The sequence below is a fragment of the Bradyrhizobium niftali genome (assembly GCF_004571025.1).
Taxonomy (GTDB): Bacteria; Pseudomonadota; Alphaproteobacteria; order Rhizobiales; family Xanthobacteraceae; genus Bradyrhizobium; species Bradyrhizobium niftali.
In genome coordinates this window covers 1-19520 of sequence record NZ_SPQT01000011.1, presented here as the reverse complement: position 1 = coordinate 19520, position 19520 = coordinate 1, and the positions used below count along the sequence as shown (strand labels likewise).

General features: G+C 65.6%; 20 protein-coding genes. 12 read left to right on the top strand and 8 right to left on the bottom strand.

Features of this window, described 5'->3' with window-relative positions:
• The first annotated feature begins 89 nt into the window (after positions 1-89).
• Positions 90-446, top strand: coding sequence for a hypothetical protein (locus E4K65_RS19885; RefSeq protein WP_135175611.1), 357 nt, complete (start codon positions 90-92; stop codon positions 444-446).
• 9 nt (positions 447-455) lie between these two features.
• Here the strand turns inward: E4K65_RS19885 and E4K65_RS19880 are convergent, their stop codons facing one another.
• On the bottom strand, positions 456-1559 hold the full coding sequence (locus tag E4K65_RS19880; RefSeq protein WP_135175610.1) for a mandelate racemase/muconate lactonizing enzyme family protein: 1104 nt from the start codon (positions 1557-1559) through the stop codon (positions 456-458).
• A gap of 183 nt (positions 1560-1742) precedes the next feature.
• Between E4K65_RS19880 and E4K65_RS19875 the strand changes: the two genes are divergently transcribed.
• From E4K65_RS19875 to E4K65_RS19860, 4 genes are all read left to right on the top strand, one after another.
• Entirely contained in the window at positions 1743-2576 is an 834-nt protein-coding gene (locus tag E4K65_RS19875) for an AraC family transcriptional regulator (protein WP_167770960.1), read from the top strand.
• Between the two features lie 234 nt (positions 2577-2810).
• Positions 2811-3737 carry an SMP-30/gluconolactonase/LRE family protein gene (locus tag E4K65_RS19870; protein WP_135175608.1) on the top strand — a complete coding sequence of 309 codons (927 nt, stop codon included), beginning with the start codon at positions 2811-2813 and terminating at the stop codon, positions 3735-3737.
• 201 nt (positions 3738-3938) lie between these two features.
• Entirely contained in the window at positions 3939-4532 is a 594-nt protein-coding gene (locus tag E4K65_RS19865) for a GNAT family N-acetyltransferase (protein ID WP_135175607.1), read from the top strand.
• A 14-nt stretch (positions 4533-4546) separates the two neighbouring features.
• The gene (locus E4K65_RS19860; protein WP_135175606.1) at positions 4547-6193 is read left to right on the top strand and encodes a GMC family oxidoreductase; all 1647 of its coding nucleotides are present in this window, start codon (positions 4547-4549) and stop codon (positions 6191-6193) included.
• A gap of 1019 nt (positions 6194-7212) precedes the next feature.
• Here the strand turns inward: E4K65_RS19860 and E4K65_RS19845 are convergent.
• Positions 7213-8055 carry an AAA family ATPase gene (locus E4K65_RS19845; RefSeq protein ID WP_135175605.1) on the bottom strand — a complete coding sequence of 281 codons (843 nt, stop codon included), beginning with the start codon at positions 8053-8055 and terminating at the stop codon, positions 7213-7215.
• Positions 8056-8151: 96 nt separating this feature from the next.
• Entirely contained in the window at positions 8152-8397 is a 246-nt protein-coding gene (locus E4K65_RS19840; RefSeq protein ID WP_027548317.1) for a GlsB/YeaQ/YmgE family stress response membrane protein, read from the bottom strand.
• Between the two features lie 123 nt (positions 8398-8520).
• Between E4K65_RS19840 and E4K65_RS19835 the strand changes: the two genes are divergently transcribed.
• The 3 genes from E4K65_RS19835 to sseA all read left to right on the top strand — a co-directional run bounded on the left by E4K65_RS19835 (position 8521) and on the right by sseA (position 11299).
• Positions 8521-9696, top strand: coding sequence for a vWA domain-containing protein (locus E4K65_RS19835; protein WP_027548316.1), 1176 nt, complete (start codon positions 8521-8523; stop codon positions 9694-9696).
• Between the two features lie 131 nt (positions 9697-9827).
• On the top strand, positions 9828-10241 hold the full coding sequence (locus E4K65_RS19830) for a rhodanese-like domain-containing protein (RefSeq protein WP_135175604.1): 414 nt from the start codon (positions 9828-9830) through the stop codon (positions 10239-10241).
• A gap of 206 nt (positions 10242-10447) precedes the next feature.
• On the top strand, positions 10448-11299 hold the full coding sequence (gene sseA / locus E4K65_RS19825; protein ID WP_135175603.1) for a 3-mercaptopyruvate sulfurtransferase: 852 nt from the start codon (positions 10448-10450) through the stop codon (positions 11297-11299).
• A gap of 59 nt (positions 11300-11358) precedes the next feature.
• Here sseA and E4K65_RS19820 read toward each other — a convergent pair whose 3' ends face one another.
• Complete coding sequence (locus E4K65_RS19820; protein WP_167770959.1) at positions 11359-12186, bottom strand: hypothetical protein; 828 nt, start codon at positions 12184-12186, stop codon at positions 11359-11361.
• A 319-nt stretch (positions 12187-12505) separates the two neighbouring features.
• Between E4K65_RS19820 and E4K65_RS19815 the strand changes: the two genes are divergently transcribed.
• Positions 12506-13708, top strand: coding sequence for a L,D-transpeptidase (locus E4K65_RS19815; protein WP_167770958.1), 1203 nt, complete (start codon positions 12506-12508; stop codon positions 13706-13708).
• 59 nt (positions 13709-13767) lie between these two features.
• Here the strand turns inward: E4K65_RS19815 and E4K65_RS19810 are convergent, their stop codons facing one another.
• Positions 13768-14730: a D-2-hydroxyacid dehydrogenase family protein gene (locus tag E4K65_RS19810; protein ID WP_135175600.1), complete on the bottom strand. Its 963-nt coding sequence runs from the start codon at positions 14728-14730 to the stop codon at positions 13768-13770.
• A gap of 134 nt (positions 14731-14864) precedes the next feature.
• Positions 14865-15080: a hypothetical protein gene (locus E4K65_RS19805; protein WP_135175599.1), complete on the bottom strand. Its 216-nt coding sequence runs from the start codon at positions 15078-15080 to the stop codon at positions 14865-14867.
• A 236-nt stretch (positions 15081-15316) separates the two neighbouring features.
• Here E4K65_RS19805 and ettA point away from each other — a divergent pair, with 236 nt between their 5' ends.
• Positions 15317-16966: an energy-dependent translational throttle protein EttA gene (gene ettA / locus E4K65_RS19800; protein WP_135175598.1), complete on the top strand. Its 1650-nt coding sequence runs from the start codon at positions 15317-15319 to the stop codon at positions 16964-16966.
• A gap of 7 nt (positions 16967-16973) precedes the next feature.
• The gene (locus tag E4K65_RS19795; protein WP_135175597.1) at positions 16974-18200 is read left to right on the top strand and encodes a lytic murein transglycosylase; all 1227 of its coding nucleotides are present in this window, start codon (positions 16974-16976) and stop codon (positions 18198-18200) included.
• Positions 18201-18281: 81 nt separating this feature from the next.
• Here the strand turns inward: E4K65_RS19795 and E4K65_RS19790 are convergent, their stop codons facing one another.
• Entirely contained in the window at positions 18282-18563 is a 282-nt protein-coding gene (locus E4K65_RS19790) for a hypothetical protein (protein WP_135175596.1), read from the bottom strand.
• A 208-nt stretch (positions 18564-18771) separates the two neighbouring features.
• Positions 18772-19107, bottom strand: coding sequence for a hypothetical protein (locus E4K65_RS19785; RefSeq protein ID WP_135175595.1), 336 nt, complete (start codon positions 19105-19107; stop codon positions 18772-18774).
• Between the two features lie 135 nt (positions 19108-19242).
• Between E4K65_RS19785 and E4K65_RS19780 the strand changes: the two genes are divergently transcribed.
• Positions 19243-19520, top strand: a 278-nt coding sequence (locus E4K65_RS19780; RefSeq protein WP_167770989.1) for a hypothetical protein, incomplete at its 3' end; no start/stop codon positions are given.

Below are 19520 nucleotides of genomic sequence, written 5' to 3'. Positions count from 1 at the left end.
AACGCGAGAATGCGGTACGAGTGTGGTAGCCTTCGCCGGCTGCGCGCAAAAAGCGCACATTGCCGTGATCGTTTTGACGAGGAACCTGCATGCCGTTTCGAAACGCCAGCGCTTGTGTCGTGATGTTGCTGCTCGCGACGCTGGCGATCGCGCCGCTCCGCGCGCAGGACGTGCCCGGCATCGAGATCTGCACCGTCGAGAAGACCATGGAGCGGCGCACGAGCTGCCTCCAGAGCAACGTCGATTTCCTCCAGAAGACGATCACCAAGCTCAACCTCGATCACCAGCAGAAGCTGGATGCCGCCAATCGCCAGATCGACGCGTTGAAGACGAGCCTCGCCGGCTTGCAGAAGACGCTTCTCGATCTCCAGGCCGCGCAGACGAAGATCGCGGAGGATTTGAAGAAGAAGCAGGACGCGCCGCCGGCCAAGGACGCGTCGAAATAGGCGCCGCGCTCACGCGACGCGATATCGCTCCATCACGCCGCGGTCGGGTTCATAGCCGAGCCCGGCTCCAGTCGGCACCGCGACATGGCCGGTGGCATCGACATCGGCGCGGCCGCCCCAGAGGCAGGCCTCGCGCTTCAGGTAAAACATCTCGACGAACCCGTCGTCGCGCACGGCCAACAGATGCAGGGTCGCCAGCAGGCCGGGGCCGAAATACGGGGAGTGCGGGACGATCTTGACGCCGAGCCCATCTGCGAGCGCCGCGACCTTCAGAAATTCCGTGATGCCGCCGACCTTGATCACCGACGGCTGGGCATGGCTCACCGCGCCCGCATTCATCATCTGGCGGAATTGATATTCCGTGCAGGCGTTCTCGCCGGCGGCAACGCCGAGCCCGCCCTTGCGGCGGACCTCGGCGAGCGCTGCAAAATCCTCCGGCGGCCAGACCGGCTCCTCCAGGAACATCGGCTGCGCGTCAGCGCATGTCCCGGCGAACGCGATCGCCTGCTCGCCTGACAGCGGGCAGTTCATGTCCACCATCAGCGGAATGCCCGGGCCGATCGCCTCGCGCGCGGCAAAGACCGCCGGCGCCGTGGTCTCGTGCAGCTTGATGGCGCCATAGCCGAGCGCGAGCGCCTTCCTGCATTCGCTGGCGATGTTGTCGGGCGAGCCGATCCGCAACAGGCTCGCATAGGCCGGAATGGCCGGGCGCCTGGTCTCGCCGAGCAGGCGGTACACCGGCACACCCTTGATCTTGGCGGCGAGGTCCCACAGCGCGATGTCGAGCCCGGATATCGCGAACATGGTGATGCCGTAGCGGCCGAACAGATGCAGATTGCGCTGGATCTGCTCCATCACCGCGGGAATGCCGGCGGCATCGGGAACCTCCAGGCCGCGGGCGTGCGGTGCGATCATCTCCTCGACGGCGCTGCGCGTGGTGCGGGGGCAGACATAGGCGAAGGCATCGCCCCAGCCGGTCAGCCCCGCGTCGGTCGTGACCTCGACGATCACCATGTCCAGCGCGGTGATGGCGGAGGCGCCCTGGCGGAAGCTCGCGACACCGGCATCATAGGGGATGCGGATATGGTGCGCCCGCACATCGGTGATCTTCATGGCGCGGTTCCTCCTGCTTTCTTGTGAGCGGTTTCAAGGACGTCCCGAGTGTAGTCACGAACGCCCGGGCGTTGCCAGTGGCTGTTCCGGCGTTATCCTCCTGCGGGACCGCAACGCCGATCAAGCGAAGCCCGCGGCGTTCCGTGCATCATGGCCGCGCTTCGAACGAGGGCCCGAACCACCATGAATCCAGCCCATCGCGCGCTCTGGTATATCGAGAGCCATCTGGCCGAGCCGATGACGCTCGACGAGATCGCTGCGATATCAGGCGTGTCGCGGTTCCACATCGTGCGTGCGTTTGCCGCAGCCACCGGCCTGCCGGTGATGCGCTACGTGCGCGCGCGGCGGCTGACCGAGGCGGCACGCAGTCTTGCGAACGGCGCGCCGGACATTCTGTCGCTGGCGCTGGAGGCGGATTACGGCTCGCACGAAGCATTCACCCGCGCGTTCCGCGACCAGTTTGGCACCACACCCGAAGCGGTGCGGGCCGCGACGTGCACCGGCCATCTCAAGCTTCAGGAGCCGATCCTCATGGACTCCACCCTGTCAGACACGCTCGCCCCGCCGCGTTTCGAGACCGCAAAGGCCTTCCTCGTCGCCGGCATCAGTGAACGCATCTCCTGCGACAACGGCGCGATCATCCCGGGAATGTGGCACCGCTTCAACCAGGAGGTCGCCGACATTCCGGCGCGTGTCGGCAACGTCGCCTATGGCGTCTGCTGCAACGGCGACGATGCCGGCAATTTCGACTACATCGCCGGTGTCGAGGTCGGCGATTATTCCGACCTGCCGCGCCGCTTCGGCCGCATCCGCATCCCCGAGCAGCGCTATGCGGTGTTCACCCACACCGACCACGTCGCCTCGATCCGGCGCACCGTCAACACGATCTGGAATCAGTGGCTGCCGGCCTCCGGCCTGAAGGCCGCAGACGCGCCGAACTTCGAGCGCTACGACGAAAAGTTCGATCCTGCGACCGGCAATGGCGGTTTCGAGATATGGGTGCCGGTGCGGCAGTAGCATGATCTGGACCCGCTGGCGCAAAGTGCGAAGCGGTTTTCCGAAAAGGTCATGCTCAAACGACAACGCAAGGCGCGATGCCCCTTGTCGCGCCTTGCGGCGCAACGCTGGCATACCGTCCCGCTTGCTTGGCAAGCCCCGGTGACTTTGTCATAACCACGGGTAAATCTTGCGTGTGGAGGCCCGTGCCGGACATCCCGTGCAAGCCATAACAAGCAGCCGGGAGGGTCTCAAATGTCTGACGTCCGCGTTCTCGCCACCGACCTCGAATTTCCCGAAGGGCCGGTCGTGATGCCGGACGGCTCGGTGGTGCTGGTGGAGATCCGCGGCCAGCGCCTGACCCGAATCCATCCCGACGGCCGCAAGGAGATCGTCGCCGAGGTGCCGGGCGGGCCGAATGGCGCGGCCCTCGGCCCCGACGGCAAGATCTACATCTGCAACAATGGCGGCTTCTCCTGGATCCCGACCGGCAAGATGATCATGCCGGGCCCGCAGCCGGACGGCTATCTCGGCGGCTCGATCCAGCGCGTCGATCTGCAATCGGGCAAGGTCGAGACCGTCGTGACCAAATGCGGCGAGCACGATCTGCGCGGCCCGAACGATCTGGTGTTCGACAGGCACGGCGGCCTCTGGTTCTCCGATCTCGGCAAGCGCCGCGCGCGCGAGATGGACGTCGGCGGCATGTACTACCTCAAGCCCGGCATGACCGAGATCGTGGAGGTCGTGCACGGCGTGCTGCCGGCCAACGGCATCGGGCTGTCGCCGGACGAAAACACGGTCTACATCGCGGAAACGCCGACGGGGCGGCTCTGGGCCTATGAGCTCTCCGCCCCCGGCACGCTCAAGCCGCGCGAGCCGATCTACCGCGGCGAACGGGGCACGCCGATCTGCGGCCTCGGCGGCTACCAGATGTTCGACTCGCTCGCGGTGGAGGCGAACGGCAATGTCTGCGTCGCCACCCTCGTCTCCGGCTGCATCTCGGTGATCGCGCCGGATGGGACCCTGGTCGAGCAGGTCCAGACCGGCGACCGCGTCACCACCAACATCGCCTTCGGCGGCCCCGGGCTGAAGACCGCCTACATCACGCTGTCAGGCAAGGGCGAGCTGATCGCCATGGACTGGCCGCGCGGCGGTTTGCCTCTCAATTTCCTAAACAAATAAACGGTGCTAGTTACCGTCATTGCGAGAGAGGCAATGCAACCATCAGACCCTCACCCTGAGGAGCGCGCCCTTCGCGCGCGTCTCGAAGGGCGAGGCCACCAGCCGGGCCTTCATCCTTCGAGACGCGCGTTCCGCGCTCCTCAGGATGAGGATCTGGCAGTCCGGCTGCCTCGCCGCACAATGACGTAAGGAGAGACTACAATGCCCTGGCCTGATCCCGTCACCCTGCGTGGACAGCACGCCCGTCTCGAGCCGCTGTCGCATCAGCATATCGAGGGGTTGGTGGAGGCCGTGAAGGACGGCGAGCTCTCGAAGCTCTGGTACACCGCGATTCCCCTGCCCGAGAACATGGGCAAGGAGATCGACCGCCGCCTGGCCTTGCAGGCCGCGGGCTCGATGCTGCCGTTCACCGTGTTCGATGCCGGCGGCAACATCGTCGGCATGACGACCTACATGAACATCGATGCCGCCAACCGCCGCGTCGAGATCGGCTCGACCTGGTATGGCAAGAGCGCGCAGCGCGGCCCGCTGAACACGCAGTGCAAGCTGCTGCTGCTCCGGCACGCCTTCGAGACGCTGAACTGCATCGCGGTCGAATTCCGCACGCACTTCTTCAACCACCAGAGTCGCCGCGCCATCGAGCGCCTCGGCGCCAAGCAGGACGGCATTCTGCGCAGCCACCAGGTCGCGCCGAACGGCACGCTGCGCGACACCGTGGTCTACAGCATCACCGCCGCCGAATGGCCGACGGTACAGACGCATTTGAATTATCAACTCAACGACAAGCCGCGCTGAGCGGCCGAGGCACCATGGACAGATTTGATTATGTGATCGTCGGCGCGGGCTCGGCCGGCTGCGTGCTGACCAGCCGGCTGAGCGAAGATCCGAACGTTAGCGTCTGCGTGCTCGAGGCGGGCCCGAGCGACTGGCACCCGTACATCCATCTGCCGGCGGGCTTCATCAAGACCTTCCACATGAAGAGCATCAACTGGGCCTACCAGCAGGAGCCGGGGCCCTGGACCGGCGGGCGCAGCATCTACGCGCCGCGCGGCAAGACGCTCGGCGGTTCGTCCTCGATCAACGGCCACATCTACAATCGCGGCCAGCGCATGGATTTCGACACCTGGGCGCAGATGGGCAATCGCGGCTGGGGCTATGCCGACGTGCTGCCCTACTTCAAGCGGCTGGAGAAGCGGGTCGGCGAGGGCGAGGACACCTATCGCGGCCGCGACGGCAACCTCATCGTCACCACCATGGACTGGCGCGATCCGCTCTGCGAGGCCTTCATGGAGGGCGCGGTCTCGCTCGGCATCCCGCGCAACCCCGACTACAACGGCGCGAAGCAGGAAGGCGTCTCCTACTGCCAGCGCACCATCAACAACGGCTTGCGCGTCTCCGGTTCCACGGCGTTCCTGAAGCCCGCGATGAAGCGGCCGAACGTGCATGTGCACACCCACGCGCACGCGACCGAGATCATTTTCGAAGGCAAGCGCGCCGTCGGCGTGCGCTACACCAAGGGCGGCTGCGGCGGCACGCCGGTGGAAGTGCGCGCCAACAAGGAAGTGATCCTCTCCGGCGGCACCTATAATTCGCCGCAGCTGCTCCAGCTCTCCGGCGTCGGCTCGCCGGACCTGCTGGCCGCGCACGGCATCGCCGTGCGTCACGCTTTGCCCGTCGGCGAAGGCCTGCAGGATCATTACGCGCCGCGCACGGTCGCGCGCGTAAAAGACATCAAGACCATCAACGAGCTTCGCCGCGGTCTCTCGCTCTGGATCGAGGCGCTGAAATGGGCGACCGCGCGTCGCGGCCTGCTCTCGCTGTCGCCGACCATGGTCTATTGCTTCTGGCACTCCGGCGAGAGCGCCGAGAGCTCCGACCTGCAGCTCACCTTTACCCCCGCAAGCTACAAGGAAGGCGTGCAGGGCCAGCTCGAGGACGAGCCCGGCATGACGGTGGCCTCCTGGCAGCAGCGTCCCGAGAGCCGCGGCTATGTTCGCATCCGCTCGGCCGATCCCTTTGCGCCGCCGATCATCCAGACCAACTATCTCGACGCCGAGCTCGACCGCCGCGTCATCGTCGGCGGCATGAAGCTCGCACGGCGCCTCTTGAAGTCCGCGCCGCTGTCGCCCTATTACGCCTACGAGGATTTCCCCGGCCCCAACATCAACACCGACGACGAATTCCTCGCCGCCGCCACCGAACGCGGCACCACCACCTTCCACCCCGGCTGCACCTGCCGCATGGGCCCGGCGGATTCCACCTGGGCGGTGGTCGACGACCAGCTCCGCGTCCACGGGTTGGAAGGCCTCCGCGTGATCGACGCCTCCGTGATGCCACGCATGATCTCGGCGAACCTCAACGCCTCCACGATGATGATCGCCGACCGTGCCTCGGACCTCATCCGCGGCAAGCAGCCGATGGAGTCCGCGCGCGTGCCGGATGCTGCTGTGGCGTAGGCTTCGTAGGGTGGGTTAGCTGGCGGCTGCGCGAAGCGCAGTCCGCGCGGCGTAACCCACCGCTTCTCTCGACACGGAGACCAAAGAGGTGGGTTACGCTGACGCTAACCCACCCTACGAGCTTTGCTGTGTCGCTCGCTCGTCAACCGCTTCGCACGAAAATATTCCACTTTACCGAAATTCGGAATTGCGGTATGAATCGAAGCAGCCCGGCCCGACGAAGAGGGGCGGTTCGCGAGTCGTTCGAAACGCGGGCCGGGTTGCGGTGGACGCGGCAGCGTCGGCACGAGAGGGTGCGGGCAGGGCGGGTAGTCCCTGTGAGTCCGCGGCCGCGTGTAGACGAACGGCGCTGAACGCGTACGGCAAAACCGTGTGGTCCTGGCCGTCGTTGCTACGGTCAAGCCTGTCGCGGAGATGCGCGCGAGCCCAACCGGGCGGACGGCATCGTCAATTCGCGGGGTGAGGGAGGCCAGAAGGAAAGTTCGGCTCCCGGGAGAGCGCGGCATAAGCCGTCCGACCATCGCGCAGGGAAGGCCGTGTGTACGGCTTCACCTGTATGCCGCTGTGCAGTTTTTCTGCGTGTGCTTTCGCACGGCGGACCGTGGGTGCCAGCCGGCACCCGGCCTTCCCTGCGCCCTCATTTCTGGAGGGCGATGGAGAGACCAAAGCTCGGGCGAAATGCGCCGCGAGAATGAGAAGGTGCGTCTGTGATTCAAAATGCGAACCGGAAGAGCGAAGCCGTTGCCCCTTGCTCCGTCATTGCGAGCGCAGCGAAGCAATCCAGACTGCTACCCGCGGAAAGATTCTGGATTGCTTCGCTGCGCTCGCAATGACGATGTGGGAGCAGCACGCAAATGCCTCCCCAATGTCGTCCCGGCGAAGGCCGGGACCCATAACCACAGGGAGAGGTTTGACGAAGACTAGTCGTCCGGAACGCCGACTATCCGCATCGATAAATCACGCGGTATGGGTCCCGGCCTTCGCCGGGACGACACCGGGCGTGTGGTTGGCGACGCCGCCTACACTTCCCTTCGGCTCAAGAACGCCAGCCGCTCGAACAAATGCACGTCCTGCTCGTTCTTGAGCAGCGCGCCGTGCAGCGGCGGGATCAGCTTGCGTGGGTCGCGTTCGCGGAGCTGCTCGACGCTCATGTCCTCGTTGAGCAGCAGCTTCAGCCAGTCGAGCAGCTCGGAGGTCGAGGGCTTCTTCTTCAGGCCCGGCACCTCGCGCACCTCGAAGAAGATGCGCAGCGCTTCTTCCACCAGGCGCTTCTTGATGCCGGGGAAGTGGACGTCGACGATCCGGCCCATCGTGTCGGCGTCGGGGAATTTGATGTAGTGGAAGAAGCAGCGGCGCAGGAAGGCGTCCGGCAGCTCCTTCTCGTTGTTGGAGGTGATCATCATGATCGGGCGCTGCTTGGCCTTGATCGTCTCGCCGGTCTCGTAGACATGGAATTCCATGCGGTCGAGCTCGAGCAAGAGGTCGTTCGGGAATTCGATGTCGGCCTTGTCGATCTCGTCGATCAGCAGCACCGGGCGCTGCTCGGCGGTGAAGGCCTCCCAAAGCTTGCCGCGCTTGATGTAGTTCCCGATGTCGGAAACCCGCGCATCGCCGAGCTGGCTGTCGCGCAGGCGCGACACCGCGTCGTATTCGTAGAGGCCCTGCTGCGCCTTGGTGGTGGACTTGATGTGCCAGGTCAGAAGCGGTGCGTTCAGCGCCTTCGCCACTTCCTCGGCCAGCACCGTCTTGCCGGTGCCGGGCTCGCCCTTGATGAGGAGTGGGCGCTCCAGCACGATCGAGGCATTGACGGCGACCTTGAGATCGTCGGTCGCAACATAGTCCTTGGTGCCGGTAAATTTCATTGCGCGTCCTTAAATGATCGTCGGCGCGAGGCGCTAAGCCCCGTCGCGACAAGGGAACGGCCGCTCATGGCGGCCGTTCCTGGTTCGGTCAGGCTTTCAGACCCGTTTTATCAGCGAAAGGATGACGAGCACAATCACCGCGCCGATGGTGGCGTCCACGATCGCGCCGACGGTACCGGTCGCGAGCTGGATGTGCAGCTGAGGCAGCACCCAGCCCGCCACCAGTGCGCCGATGATGCCGACGACGATGTTGCCGATCAGCCCAAATCCCGCCCCGTGGACAATCTTGCCGGCGAGCCAGCCGGCGATCGCACCGATGATGAGTGCTGCGAGAATTCCCATTGCAAATGTCCCCAAAACAACCCCGTGAGGTGGTCAATTCTAGAGCAAAAACCCTCCCGGTCCAGCGCCCGGCCGCGGCCTCCGCCCCTTGACGTTCGCCCCCCGACGGGCAATCTGTCACCCATGTTCCTGCAATTCTTCACTTCTCTGCGCGACGCGCAGGTCCCCGTGACGCTGCGCGAATACCTCACGCTGATGGAGGCGCTCGACGCTGACCTTGCGGACTACACGGTCGAGAATTTCTACTACCTGTCGCGCGCCTCGCTGGTGAAGGACGAGCGCAACCTCGACAAGTTCGACCGCGTCTTCGGCACCGTGTTCAAGGGCCTGGAGAGCCTGCTCGAGGCCATGGACAAGGCCGAGATCCCCGAGGAGTGGCTGAAGAAGCTCGCCGAGAAATACCTTACCGAGGAAGAGAAGAAGCAGATCGAGGCCATGGGCTGGGACAAGCTCATGGAGACCCTGAAGAAGCGCCTCGAGGAGCAGAAGGGGCGGCACCAGGGCGGCTCGAAGTGGATCGGCACGGCCGGCACCTCGCCGTTCGGCGCCTACGGCTACAATCCCGAAGGCGTCCGCATCGGCCAGGAGAAGAACCGCAACAACCGCGCCGTGAAGGTGTGGGACAAGCGCGAGTTCAAGGATCTCGACGGCAATGTCGAGCTCGGCATCCGCAACATCAAGGTGGCGCTGCGGCGCCTGCGCAAGTTCGCGCGCACCGGCGCGCCTGACGAGCTCGATCTCGACACCACCATCCGCGAGACCGCCAATCACGGCTATCTCGACGTGCACATGCGGCCCGAGCGGCGCAATGCGGTGAAGCTCTTGGTGTTCTTCGACATCGGCGGCTCGATGGACGCGCATATCGAGCAGGTCGAGGAGCTGTTCTCGGCGGCGAAGAGCGAGTTCAAGCACATGGAGTATTTCTACTTCCACAACTGCCTCTATGAGGGCGTGTGGAAGCAGAACAAGCGCCGCTTCACCGACCGCACGCCGACCTGGGACGTGCTGCACAAATACCCGCACGACTACAAGGTTGTGTTCGTCGGCGACGCCTCGATGTCGCCTTACGAGATCATGGTGCCTGGCGGCTCGGTCGAGCATGTCAACGAGGAGCCGGGCTCGGTCTGGCTCGACCGCATCATCCGCACCTATCCGCATTCGGTGTGGCTGAATCCGGTCGCGCAGAAGCACTGGGACTATTCGGAATCCACCACCATCATCAAACGCATCTTCGCCAACCGGATGTACCCGATCACCATCGAAGGTCTCGAAGGTGCGATGAAGGAATTGACGCACTGACTCTCGCCGTCGTCATTCCGGGGCGATGCGAAGCATCGAGCCCGGAATCCATCGGGCCGCAGCGTTGGTGAGAAATGGATTCCGGGCTCGCGCTACGCGCGCCCCGGAATGACAACAAGAGGGAGAACCACATGCCCCAGACCATCACCCGCGGCATCAAGGCGCTGATCGACGAGGCCAATGCCGAGATCGAGACGCTCACCGCCAAGGACGCCATCGAAATCTCGAAGAACGGCGATGTCGTCATCGTCGACATCCGCGACCCCCGCGAGATCGAGCGCGACGGCCGCATCCCCGGCGCGTTCGCCTGCACCCGCGGCATGCTGGAATTCTGGATCGACCCGCAGAGCCCTTATGCAAAACCGGTGTTCCAGGAAGACAAGAAGTTCGTCTTCCACTGCGCCGGCGGCATGCGCTCCGCGCTCGCGGCCAAGACCGCGCAGGACATGGGCCTCAAGCCCGTCGCCCACATCGCCGGCGGCTACGCCGCCTGGCGCGACGCCGGCGGCCCGACGGAGCAATGGGAGCCGAAGAAGAAGGGGTGAGGGTGTGCCTCGCTGTCGCTCCAATCTCCAGCGTCATTCCCCGCGAAGGCGGGGAATCCAGTACGCCGCGGCCTCTCGGCTCAATCGCAACCGCCTCTGGAATACTGGATCGCCCGGTCGAGCCGGGCGATGACAGCGGAGTGTGATGTGCACGGCTTCAATCTCGCGCGTGCGCGCACGCACCGGAATGACAAGGAAAACTCTGCATGACCACCGACCCCCTCGTCTCCACCGAATGGCTCGCCGCCCATATCAACGATGCCAACGTCAGGGTGCTCGACGCCAGCTTCAAGCTGCCGGGCGTGCTGCCGCTGCCGAAGGACGACTATCTCGCTGCGCATCTGCCCGGCGCGGTGTTCTTCGACGTCGATGCGGTGTCGGACCATTCCAACCCGTTGCCGCACATGTATCCGAGCGCCGAGCAGTTCGGCCGGGACGTCGGTAATCTCGGCATCTCCAACGCCGACACCGTCGTCCTCTACGACGCCGGCGGCTGGGTTGCCGCGCCGCGCGCGTGGTGGATGTTCCTGGCTTTCGGCCACGGCAATGTGCGCATCCTCAACGGTGGCCTGAAGAAATGGCGCGCCGAGGGGCGCTCCGTCGAGAGCGGCGAGGTGGAGCCGAAGCCTGCGACGTTCAAGGCGAGCTACGACGCCAAGCGCGTGCGCAGCATGCAGCAACTCGTCGCCAATTTGGAAAGCGGCAAAGAGCAGGTGATCGACGCGCGCGCCGCCGACCGTTTCGAGGGGCGCGCGCCGGAGCCGCGGCCGGGCATCCGCTCCGGCCACATCCCCGGCGCCCGCAACGTGCCCTACAATCTCCTGTTCGATGCCGCGACCGGAACGATGAAGCCGCTCGAGGATCTGCGCGCCGCTTTCACTGGCGCGGGCGTCAAGCTCGACGCGCCGATGGTGACGAGCTGCGGCTCGGGCGTGTCGGCCGGCGTGCTGACGCTCGCGCTCTATCGCCTGGGGATCACCGACACCGCGCTCTATGACGGCTCATGGTCGGAATGGGGCCAGGCCGGCGGCCCGCCGGTCGCGACCGGGCCTGCGTGAACCGGTAGCTACGACGACGGTGCGCTCCCTCGCCCCGCGCAAGCGGGGCGAGGTGAAGCTCAGCGCGGGCGCGTGGTTGTCGTCGCGAAGCTCTGCTGCGGTCGCCCGAACGGATCAAGCGACTGCTGCAGCTGCTGAGGCGGCGGGCGCCGCACGACGCGGTGCCGCTTCTTCGCCTTCGCCCGCGGCTTGGTCGCCTTGCTGTCCTGGGCGCTGCTGTCCGCCTTGGCCTTCGCCGGCGGATCCTTCCAGGCCGTGGTCGCTGGATCGTTCAGCGCGGCCACCTTGGCCGCGGCGACATCGAGCGCCGAGGATGCCTGGGCCGGGCTGGGATCAGCCGGTGCCGGCGCGCTCGCGGTCGCGGCAGGCTTGGTCTCGGGGATCTTGGCCTCGGGGATCGATGCCGTGGTGTCGGCCGGGGTGAGCGTGTCGGCGGGAGCCGGTGCCGTGGCTTCCGTCGTCGTCTCGGCCTTGGCCGGTTCGGCGGCCGAGGTATCGGCTGGCGGTGCAACGACCTGGGGCTGAGCGTCAGCCTCGCTCGTCACCGCCGCGACCTGCTCGGGCTCGCTCGCCGGCAGGGCGATGGTCGGCACCTGGTCGCGCAGCGACGGCACGGCGGGCTCGGCCGGCTCCGGCTCCGCGCGCAAGGCCGCGAGCACCGGCTGGGCCGGCTCGGACGCCTGCGCAAACACCTGCTCCTGCGGGCCGTTCCGCCAGGAGGGGTTGCTGACATACTGCTCGTGGCTCGCGCGCAGCAGCGCGGCGGCGCCCAGGCCGAACACCAGGATGGAGATTGACAGCAGGATCGCGGCAAGCAGGAAGCGAAAGCCGGGAAGCATCGAGGGATTGCGAATTTCCGCCCCGGCGGCGAGGTGGCCAGGGCCCATGAGCCATCTGAACGCGGTGACGGTACTGGTTGCCGCGTTCGCCACGCGGAATCGGAGCTCGAAGCGGCGGCGAATCAGGCTGATTCGAACATATCGCAACGCCTCCGCGCCGTTCCCTTAAAATCGGGGCCATGACTCCGGCAATCCACGGCGCAATGCGATTTCCGCCCCCGTGATGCAACGGAGCAACGCTAGACCTGCGGATCACAAATCGGCAAATCCGGCGCAAATGAGCCTGCAATGTCTTGAATGTGCCGCTATTTTCGGTCATCTGGCCGTTAGCGGTCCGATAGGGCTTGGGGACTATACAAGAGCGATGATGATCAAACATTTTCTGACGATATGCGCTGCCGCAACAGTCGCTGCGGCGGGAACTTCGCTCGCACAGGCCCAGAGCTATCCAGTTCAGCAGGCGCCGAGCTATGGCGCTCCGGCCGAATACCGCCCCGGCGACCGCACGCCGAATTTCGACGCGCTGGAAGATGACGACGACGCGCTGCCGCAGGCATCGCTGCCGCCGCCCGGCCCGGGCGGTCCGATGTCGCCTAACGATCCCCGCTATGGCCGTCCCGCTGGTCCCCCGGTCTATTCGGCCGCCCCGCCGCAGGGACCGGTGATGTCGCCGGATGATCCCCGTTATGGCCGCCCCGCCGGCGCTCCCGTCTACTCGGCTGCGCCGCCGCAGGGTCCGGTGATGTCGCCCGACGATCCCCGCTATGGCCGCCCCGCCGGCCCGCCCGCGGTGATCTATGCCGATCGTCCGGCGCAGGCACCCGGCAGCAGCGACGGTCTGCGTCCGCCGGAGGCCGTCGGTGGTCCCGCCGCGACCGGAGCGGTCCAGGCCGGGCAGCCGCCGGTTGACGCCGATGGCCGGCCGATGACGATCGCTTCGCTGCCGCCCGAGGAGCAGCCCGATGCTGCGCCGGCGCAGTTGCCGCAGAACCTGCGCCGCCAGGAGGTCTCGTTCCAGACCAAGGAGCCGGCCGGTACCCTCGTGGTCGATACGCCGAACACCTACCTCTATTACGTGCTCGGCAACGGCCGTGCGATCCGCTACGGCGTCCGCGTCGGCCGCGACGGTTTCACCTGGACCGGCGTGCAGAAGATCACCCGCAAGGCCGAGTGGCCGGATTGGCATCCGCCGACCGAGATGATCGAGCGCCAACCCTACCTGCCGCGCTTCATGGCCGGCGGCCCGGGCAATCCGCTCGGCGCCCGCGCCATGTATCTCGGCTCGACCGTCTACCGTATCCACGGCACCAACCAGCCCTCGACGATCGGCAAGTTCGTCTCCTCCGGCTGCATCGGCATGCTGAACGAGGACGTCTCCGACCTGTTCGACCGGGTCAAGGTCGGCACCCGCGTGGTGGTGATGCCGGGCGGTCCGGCGCCGGGAACGGCGACTGCCTCGGCCGCGCCGACGCCCGGTGCGCCGGCTCCAATGTCTGCCCAGGCCGGTCCCGTCCCGGGGACGCAGCCGACCGTGGTGCCGCCGCTGCCCGCGCCGGTCACCGTGCGCTAAGCGCTTCGAGACAAGTTTGATTTGCAGAAGGGCGTGCCGTCGGCGCGCCCTTCTTCGTTTCAGGCCAGCTTCCGCGGCAGCTCGCTGCCTTTGGTCCAGGCGTCGATCGCCTCGACCATCTGGCCATAGTGGATACGCAATCCGTCCTCGGTCGCGTAGCCGAGATGCGGCGTCAGCACGAGGTTGTCGAGCTTGCGGAAGGGATGGTCGACCGGCAGCGGCTCGACCGAGAACACATCCAAGCCGGCGCCGGCGATCTTCCTCTGCTGCAAGGCCTCCAGCAGCGCCTGCTCGTCCACGATCGGCCCGCGCGCGGTGTTGACGAGAAAGGCCGTCGGCTTCATCCGCGCGAGGTCCGCAGCGTCGACCAGTCCCCGCGAGCGGTCGCTCAGCACCACATGGATGGTGACGATGTCGGCCTTGGCGAACAGCTCCTCCTTGGTGGCGTAGCCGACGCCGGCCGCCTTGCACTTCTCCGGCGTGAGGTTCGGGCTCCAGGCGATCACGTTCATGCCGAATGCTTTCGCAATGCCCGCCATCTTGCTGCCGAGCTTGCCGAGCCCGACGATGCCGAGCGTCAGCCCCTCGATCTCGACGCCGGCAAAGGTCTGCCAGGGCTCGCCCGCATGCATGCGCGCGTTTTCCCGGCCGATGCCGCGGGTCAGCTCCAGGATCAGGCCCATCGTCAGCGGCGCGGTGGGATCGCGGGAATATTGCGTGCCGCCGATGGCAACGCCTTGCGCCTTCGCAGCCTCCATGTCGATCGAGGCGTTGCGCATGCCGGAGGTCAAAAGCAGCTTCAGCTTCGGCAGCGACGCGAACAGGCTCTTGGGGAACGCCGTGCGTTCGCGCATCGCGCAGACGATCTCGAAATCGGCGAGCGCGCTGGCCGCGGCCTGCTCCGAGGTGAAGGGATGGCTGAACACGGTAACGTCGATGCGGTCGGACAGTTTTTGCCAATCAGCGACGTCGAGGGCGAGGTTGAAATAGTCGTCGAGAATTGCACAGCGCAGCCGCGTCATCAGCGTTCATCCATGGCGAGAGGTGACGGCGCCAGGCGGGGGAGCGCCATCGTCGGAACCTGGCCATGGTTGCGCGCAATCACGCCCGCGCGCAAGAAGCTCGCGTCGTCAAAAATCCGATAGCGGGGAAGGGCTCAGAGATCGCGCGGCTTCAGCCGGATTGGTGCATTCATGCCGTGCTTGGCGCGCCAGGCGGGGCCGGGACCACGCATGTAGTACAGCTCGGGCCGGTAGGGGTTGAAGGCGGTGGCGAAGAAGCGCTTCCAGAAGCCCTTGATCTCCGTGACGAGTCCGGAAGCGCTACCGGCTCGTGCCGGAACGGTGATGGAGGTGGTCTCGATCAGAGCCATGATGTGGCCTCGCTGTTCTCCCCGCCGCTTCTGCCGCGGGTGGCGTCTTTTTCGGCGCCATGACGAGCTTTGGCCCACTTTATTAAAAAATGGTTTCAATTGTCCGGATTGGCGGCCGGATGGTGTCCGATCCGTATTCATCCGTGGTGAACGGAGGGAAAACGTTGCCCTTTGGGGGCGGGATCGTTACATCGGCGGCAAGCAAATTTCCTCAAATCGAAGGTTTCACGGGACCGATGGCGCGCCAGTTCATCTATTTCATGCAGGGCCTGACCAAGAGCTACCCGACCCGGAAGGTGCTCGATAACATTCATCTGTCGTTCTACCCGGACGCCAAGATCGGCGTGCTCGGCGTCAACGGCTCGGGCAAGTCGACGCTGCTCAAGATCATGGCCGGCCTCGACAAGGAGTATAACGGCGAGGCCTGGGTCGCCCAGGGCGCCCGCGTCGGCTATCTCGAGCAGGAACCGCATCTCGATCCGACACTCTCGGCGCGCGAGAACGTCATGCTGGGTGTCGCCAAGCAGAAGGCCATCCTCGATCGCTACAACGAGCTGGCGATGAACTATTCGGAAGAAACCGCCGACGAGATGACCAAGCTGCAGGACGAGATCGAGGCCCAGGGCCTCTGGGATCTCGACAGCAAGGTCGACCAGGCGATGGACGCGCTGCGCTGCCCGCCGGATGATGCCGATGTGACAAAACTCTCGGGCGGTGAGCGCCGCCGCGTCGCGCTGTGCAAACTGCTGCTCGATCAGCCCGACTTGTTGCTGCTCGACGAACCGACCAACCATCTCGACGCCGAGTCGGTGTCGTGGCTCGAAGGCCATCTGCGCAACTATCCCGGCGCGATCCTGATCGTCACCCACGACCGCTACTTCCTCGACAACGTCACGAGCTGGATTCTCGAGCTCGACCGCGGCAAGGGCATTCCCTACGAGGGCAACTACTCGTCCTGGCTGGTGCAGAAGCAGAAGCGGCTCGAGCAGGAAGGCCGCGAGGACGCTGCGCATCAGAAGACGATCGCCCGCGAGCAGGAATGGGTCGCGTCCTCGCCGAAGGCGCGCCAGGCCAAGTCAAAGGCGCGCTATCAACGCTACGAGGAGCTGCTCAAGCAGGCGAGCGAGAAGCAGACCCAGACCGCACAGATCATCATCCCTGTCGCCGAGCGGCTCGGTGCCAACGTCGTCGATTTCGAAGGCCTCAGCAAAGGCTATGGCGATCGCCTCTTGATCGACGATCTCACCTTCAAGCTGCCGCCCGGCGGCATCGTCGGCGTGATCGGCGCCAACGGCGCCGGCAAGACCACGCTGTTCAAGATGATCACCAAGCAGGAAACGCCGGACAACGGCACCATCACGGTCGGCGAGACCGTGCATCTCGGCTATGTCGACCAGTCGCGCGACGCGCTCGACGGCAACAAGAACGTGTGGGAGGAGATTTCCGGCGGCAACGAGCTGATCTTGCTCGGCAAGAAGGAAGTGAACTCGCGCGGCTATTGCTCGTCGTTCAACTTCAAGGGTGCCGACCAGCAGAAGAAGGTCGGTGCACTCTCGGGCGGTGAACGCAACCGCGTGCATCTCGCCAAAATGCTGAAGTCCGGCGCCAACGTCCTGCTGCTCGACGAACCGACCAACGATCTCGACGTCGACACGCTGCGCGCGCTTGAAGAGGCGCTGGAAGATTTTGCCGGCTGCGCCGTCATCATCAGCCATGACCGCTGGTTCCTCGACCGCATCGCGACGCACATCCTGGCCTTCGAAGGCGACAGCCATGTCGAATGGTTCGAAGGCAACTTCCAGGACTACGAGAAGGACAAGATGCGCCGGCTCGGCCAGGACAGCGTCATTCCGCACCGCGTGAAGTACAAGAAGCTGACGCGGTGATGTCGGCATGATGCGGCGGGCGCTCATCGCTGCGGTGATCGTCGTCACCTGCGGCTGGTCGTCCGCCCGCGCCGCCGACGCCGCCTTCACGCAGTTCATCGCCTCGCTCTGGCCGGAGGCGCAGACCGCCGGCGTGTCGCGCGCGACATTCGATGAGCAGACGCGTGGGCTCGAGCCGGATTACAAGCTGCCCGATCTCATCTTGCCCGGGCGGCCCGCGACCGGTGCGCCATCGCAGGCCGAGTTCGTGCAGGTGCCGGCCGACTACGTCAGGGACGCCTCGATCGCGCGCCTTGCCGGCGAGGGGCAGCGGCTGCTGCAAAAATATCGTCCCGCGCTGACCGAGATCGAGAAGAGCTCCGGCGTGCCCGCGACCGTCATGCTGGCGATCTGGGGCCGCGAGACCGACTACGGCCGCTACACGCTGCCCTACGATCTCGTCCGCGTGCTGGCGACGCAGGCTTATGTCGGGCGCCGCAAGGACACCTATCGCAACGAGTTCATCCTCTCGCTGAAGATCCTGGGCGAGGGCGTGGTGACGCGCAAGGACATGCGCTCGTCCTGGGCCGGCGCCACCGGGCTCACGCAATTCCTGCCGTCCGAATATTACAAGCACGGTGTCGACTTCGATCGCGACGGCCGCATCGACATCTGGCACTCGGTGCCGGATGCGCTGGCCTCCACCGCGCAGCAGCTCGTCAACAAGGGTTGGCAGAGCGGCGTGCGCTGGGCCTACGAGGTGCAGGCGCCGGCCAAGGTCGATTGCACCAGCGGCGTGCCCGAGGTGACCAAGCCGATCAGCCAGTGGCTGCGCGAAGGCTTCGTGCCGGTGCGCGGACAAAAGCTCAGCACCGCGGAGCAGGCGCAGCCGGCCTCGTTGCTGCAGCCGGAAGGCATTTACGGCCCGTCATTCCTGACCACGCAGAACTACTTCGTCATAAAGGAATACAATTTCTCCGACCTCTACGTGCTGTTCGTCGGTCATCTCAGCGACCGCATGACGAGCCCGCTGCCGTTCGCAACGCCGTGGTCGGCCTCGAAGCAATTGCGTACCAAGGACGTCGAGACCATGCAGCGCGGGCTGACGCGGGTCGGGCTCTACAAGGACAAGATAGACGGCAAGGCTGGCATGCAGACGCGCGCGGCGCTAGGCGCCTACCAGAAGTCGGCGGGCCTCAAGGTCGATTGCTGGCCGAGCGAAGAGGTGCTGCGTTCGATCCAGGCGGCGCGATAGCGCGCGACCAAAAGAAAAAGCCCGGCCGATGGTCTCGGCCGGGCTTCGATCGTGGCGCTCATGAGCGCCATAGCGATCAAATCAGTAGCAGACGCGAACCGGGCGGATGACCCAGCCGTAACCGTCCCAGTAACGCTGGCGCTGCCAGTAGCAGGGCGCGGGCGGCGGGGGCTCGGCGACGTAGACAGGGCCGCCATAGGCCGGACGGCTCGACGCGATCGCGCCGCCGACGATGGCGCCGCCGATCAGGCCGGCCGCGAGGCCCGCGCCGACGCCGTCATGGGCCTTTGCGGACGGAGCAGCGGTCACCAGCGAACCGGCGACCGTCGCGACCGTGAGGGCGGCAACTAAAGTCTTCTTCATGCTCTTGGCTCTCCAGGGAGATGGGTTCCCCTTGTTAGAGGCGCCCGGGGTTCAAAGGTTCACGCACACTCTGATGGAATTGGCCTTGCAGCTAGGAAGCGCGCAAATGGTCAATCCACGGTAAACGCACACAGAGCTGTGACGAGAAAAAGCGGTCTTTTTCGGGCCCCGGGATGAACGGCGCGTCCGTAGTGAACCGGTTGGCGCCTCAGCCACAGACCCTGACGCGGCGGACGCGCCAGGCATAGCCGTCCCAGAAGCGCTGCCTCTGCCAGGCGCAGCCGCCGTAATAGTCGTCGGCGACATAACCCGGACCCGGCGCGTAGTAGCGGGGCGGGTAGTAACCGGGGTCATAACCCGGACCATAGGCGTAGCCGGGCCCCGGTCCGTAATAATACGGAGAGGCGAGCGCGCCACCGACAATGGCGCCGCCGATGATCCCGGCCGCCACGCCGGCAGCGACGCCGCGCTGCGCATGGGCCGGCGTCCCGGCCGTCAGGGCCACAGCGGCGAGGGCAGCGACTGCCAGGAGCGACTTCTTCATTGGGTTTGACCTTTCGCACAAACACGCGGGAACTCTTTAGGAGATAAAGTTCCATACTTCGCTTGAATGATCAATGAACGGCACCTTGGCCGGGTGCGACGAATTGGTGTGGACCGCAGCTCCGCCAGGGAGGCGATGATGGGCAACGCGCTGATCAATGCATTGATTGCTGCCGGGGTCGTCTTTGCGATCGGCTACGGCTGGATCGCCCACCTCCAGAACCGCGGCCAGCGCCGCTCCCGCGCAGGGGCCGGCAGCGATGGCGGCAGTGGGGGCGGAGACAGCTATTCGGGGACGAGCGACGGCTTCTCGCTGGGGAGCTGGTTTTCGGGCGACAGCTCGGGGAACTCGACCGATGGCGGCAGCTGTTCCAGCAACGATAGCGGCGGGGGCGGGGATTGTGGAGGTGGTGG

Coding starts and splice junctions, on each gene's coding strand:
- E4K65_RS19885 (WP_135175611.1), top strand. CDS start 90: ATGCCGTTTCGAAACGCCAGCGCTTGTGTCGTGATGTTGCTGCTCGCG.
- E4K65_RS19880 (WP_135175610.1), bottom strand. CDS start 1,559: ATGAAGATCACCGATGTGCGGGCGCACCATATCCGCATCCCCTATGAT.
- E4K65_RS19875 (WP_167770960.1), top strand. CDS start 1,743: ATGAATCCAGCCCATCGCGCGCTCTGGTATATCGAGAGCCATCTGGCC.
- E4K65_RS19870 (WP_135175608.1), top strand. CDS start 2,811: ATGTCTGACGTCCGCGTTCTCGCCACCGACCTCGAATTTCCCGAAGGG.
- E4K65_RS19865 (WP_135175607.1), top strand. CDS start 3,939: ATGCCCTGGCCTGATCCCGTCACCCTGCGTGGACAGCACGCCCGTCTC.
- E4K65_RS19860 (WP_135175606.1), top strand. CDS start 4,547: ATGGACAGATTTGATTATGTGATCGTCGGCGCGGGCTCGGCCGGCTGC.
- E4K65_RS19845 (WP_135175605.1), bottom strand. CDS start 8,055: ATGAAATTTACCGGCACCAAGGACTATGTTGCGACCGACGATCTCAAG.
- E4K65_RS19840 (WP_027548317.1), bottom strand. CDS start 8,397: ATGGGAATTCTCGCAGCACTCATCATCGGTGCGATCGCCGGCTGGCTC.
- E4K65_RS19835 (WP_027548316.1), top strand. CDS start 8,521: ATGTTCCTGCAATTCTTCACTTCTCTGCGCGACGCGCAGGTCCCCGTG.
- E4K65_RS19830 (WP_135175604.1), top strand. CDS start 9,828: ATGCCCCAGACCATCACCCGCGGCATCAAGGCGCTGATCGACGAGGCC.
- sseA (WP_135175603.1), top strand. CDS start 10,448: ATGACCACCGACCCCCTCGTCTCCACCGAATGGCTCGCCGCCCATATC.
- E4K65_RS19820 (WP_167770959.1), bottom strand. CDS start 12,186: ATGGGCCCTGGCCACCTCGCCGCCGGGGCGGAAATTCGCAATCCCTCG.
- E4K65_RS19815 (WP_167770958.1), top strand. CDS start 12,506: ATGATCAAACATTTTCTGACGATATGCGCTGCCGCAACAGTCGCTGCG.
- E4K65_RS19810 (WP_135175600.1), bottom strand. CDS start 14,730: ATGACGCGGCTGCGCTGTGCAATTCTCGACGACTATTTCAACCTCGCC.
- E4K65_RS19805 (WP_135175599.1), bottom strand. CDS start 15,080: ATGGCTCTGATCGAGACCACCTCCATCACCGTTCCGGCACGAGCCGGT.
- ettA (WP_135175598.1), top strand. CDS start 15,317: ATGGCGCGCCAGTTCATCTATTTCATGCAGGGCCTGACCAAGAGCTAC.
- E4K65_RS19795 (WP_135175597.1), top strand. CDS start 16,974: ATGATGCGGCGGGCGCTCATCGCTGCGGTGATCGTCGTCACCTGCGGC.
- E4K65_RS19790 (WP_135175596.1), bottom strand. CDS start 18,563: ATGAAGAAGACTTTAGTTGCCGCCCTCACGGTCGCGACGGTCGCCGGT.
- E4K65_RS19785 (WP_135175595.1), bottom strand. CDS start 19,107: ATGAAGAAGTCGCTCCTGGCAGTCGCTGCCCTCGCCGCTGTGGCCCTG.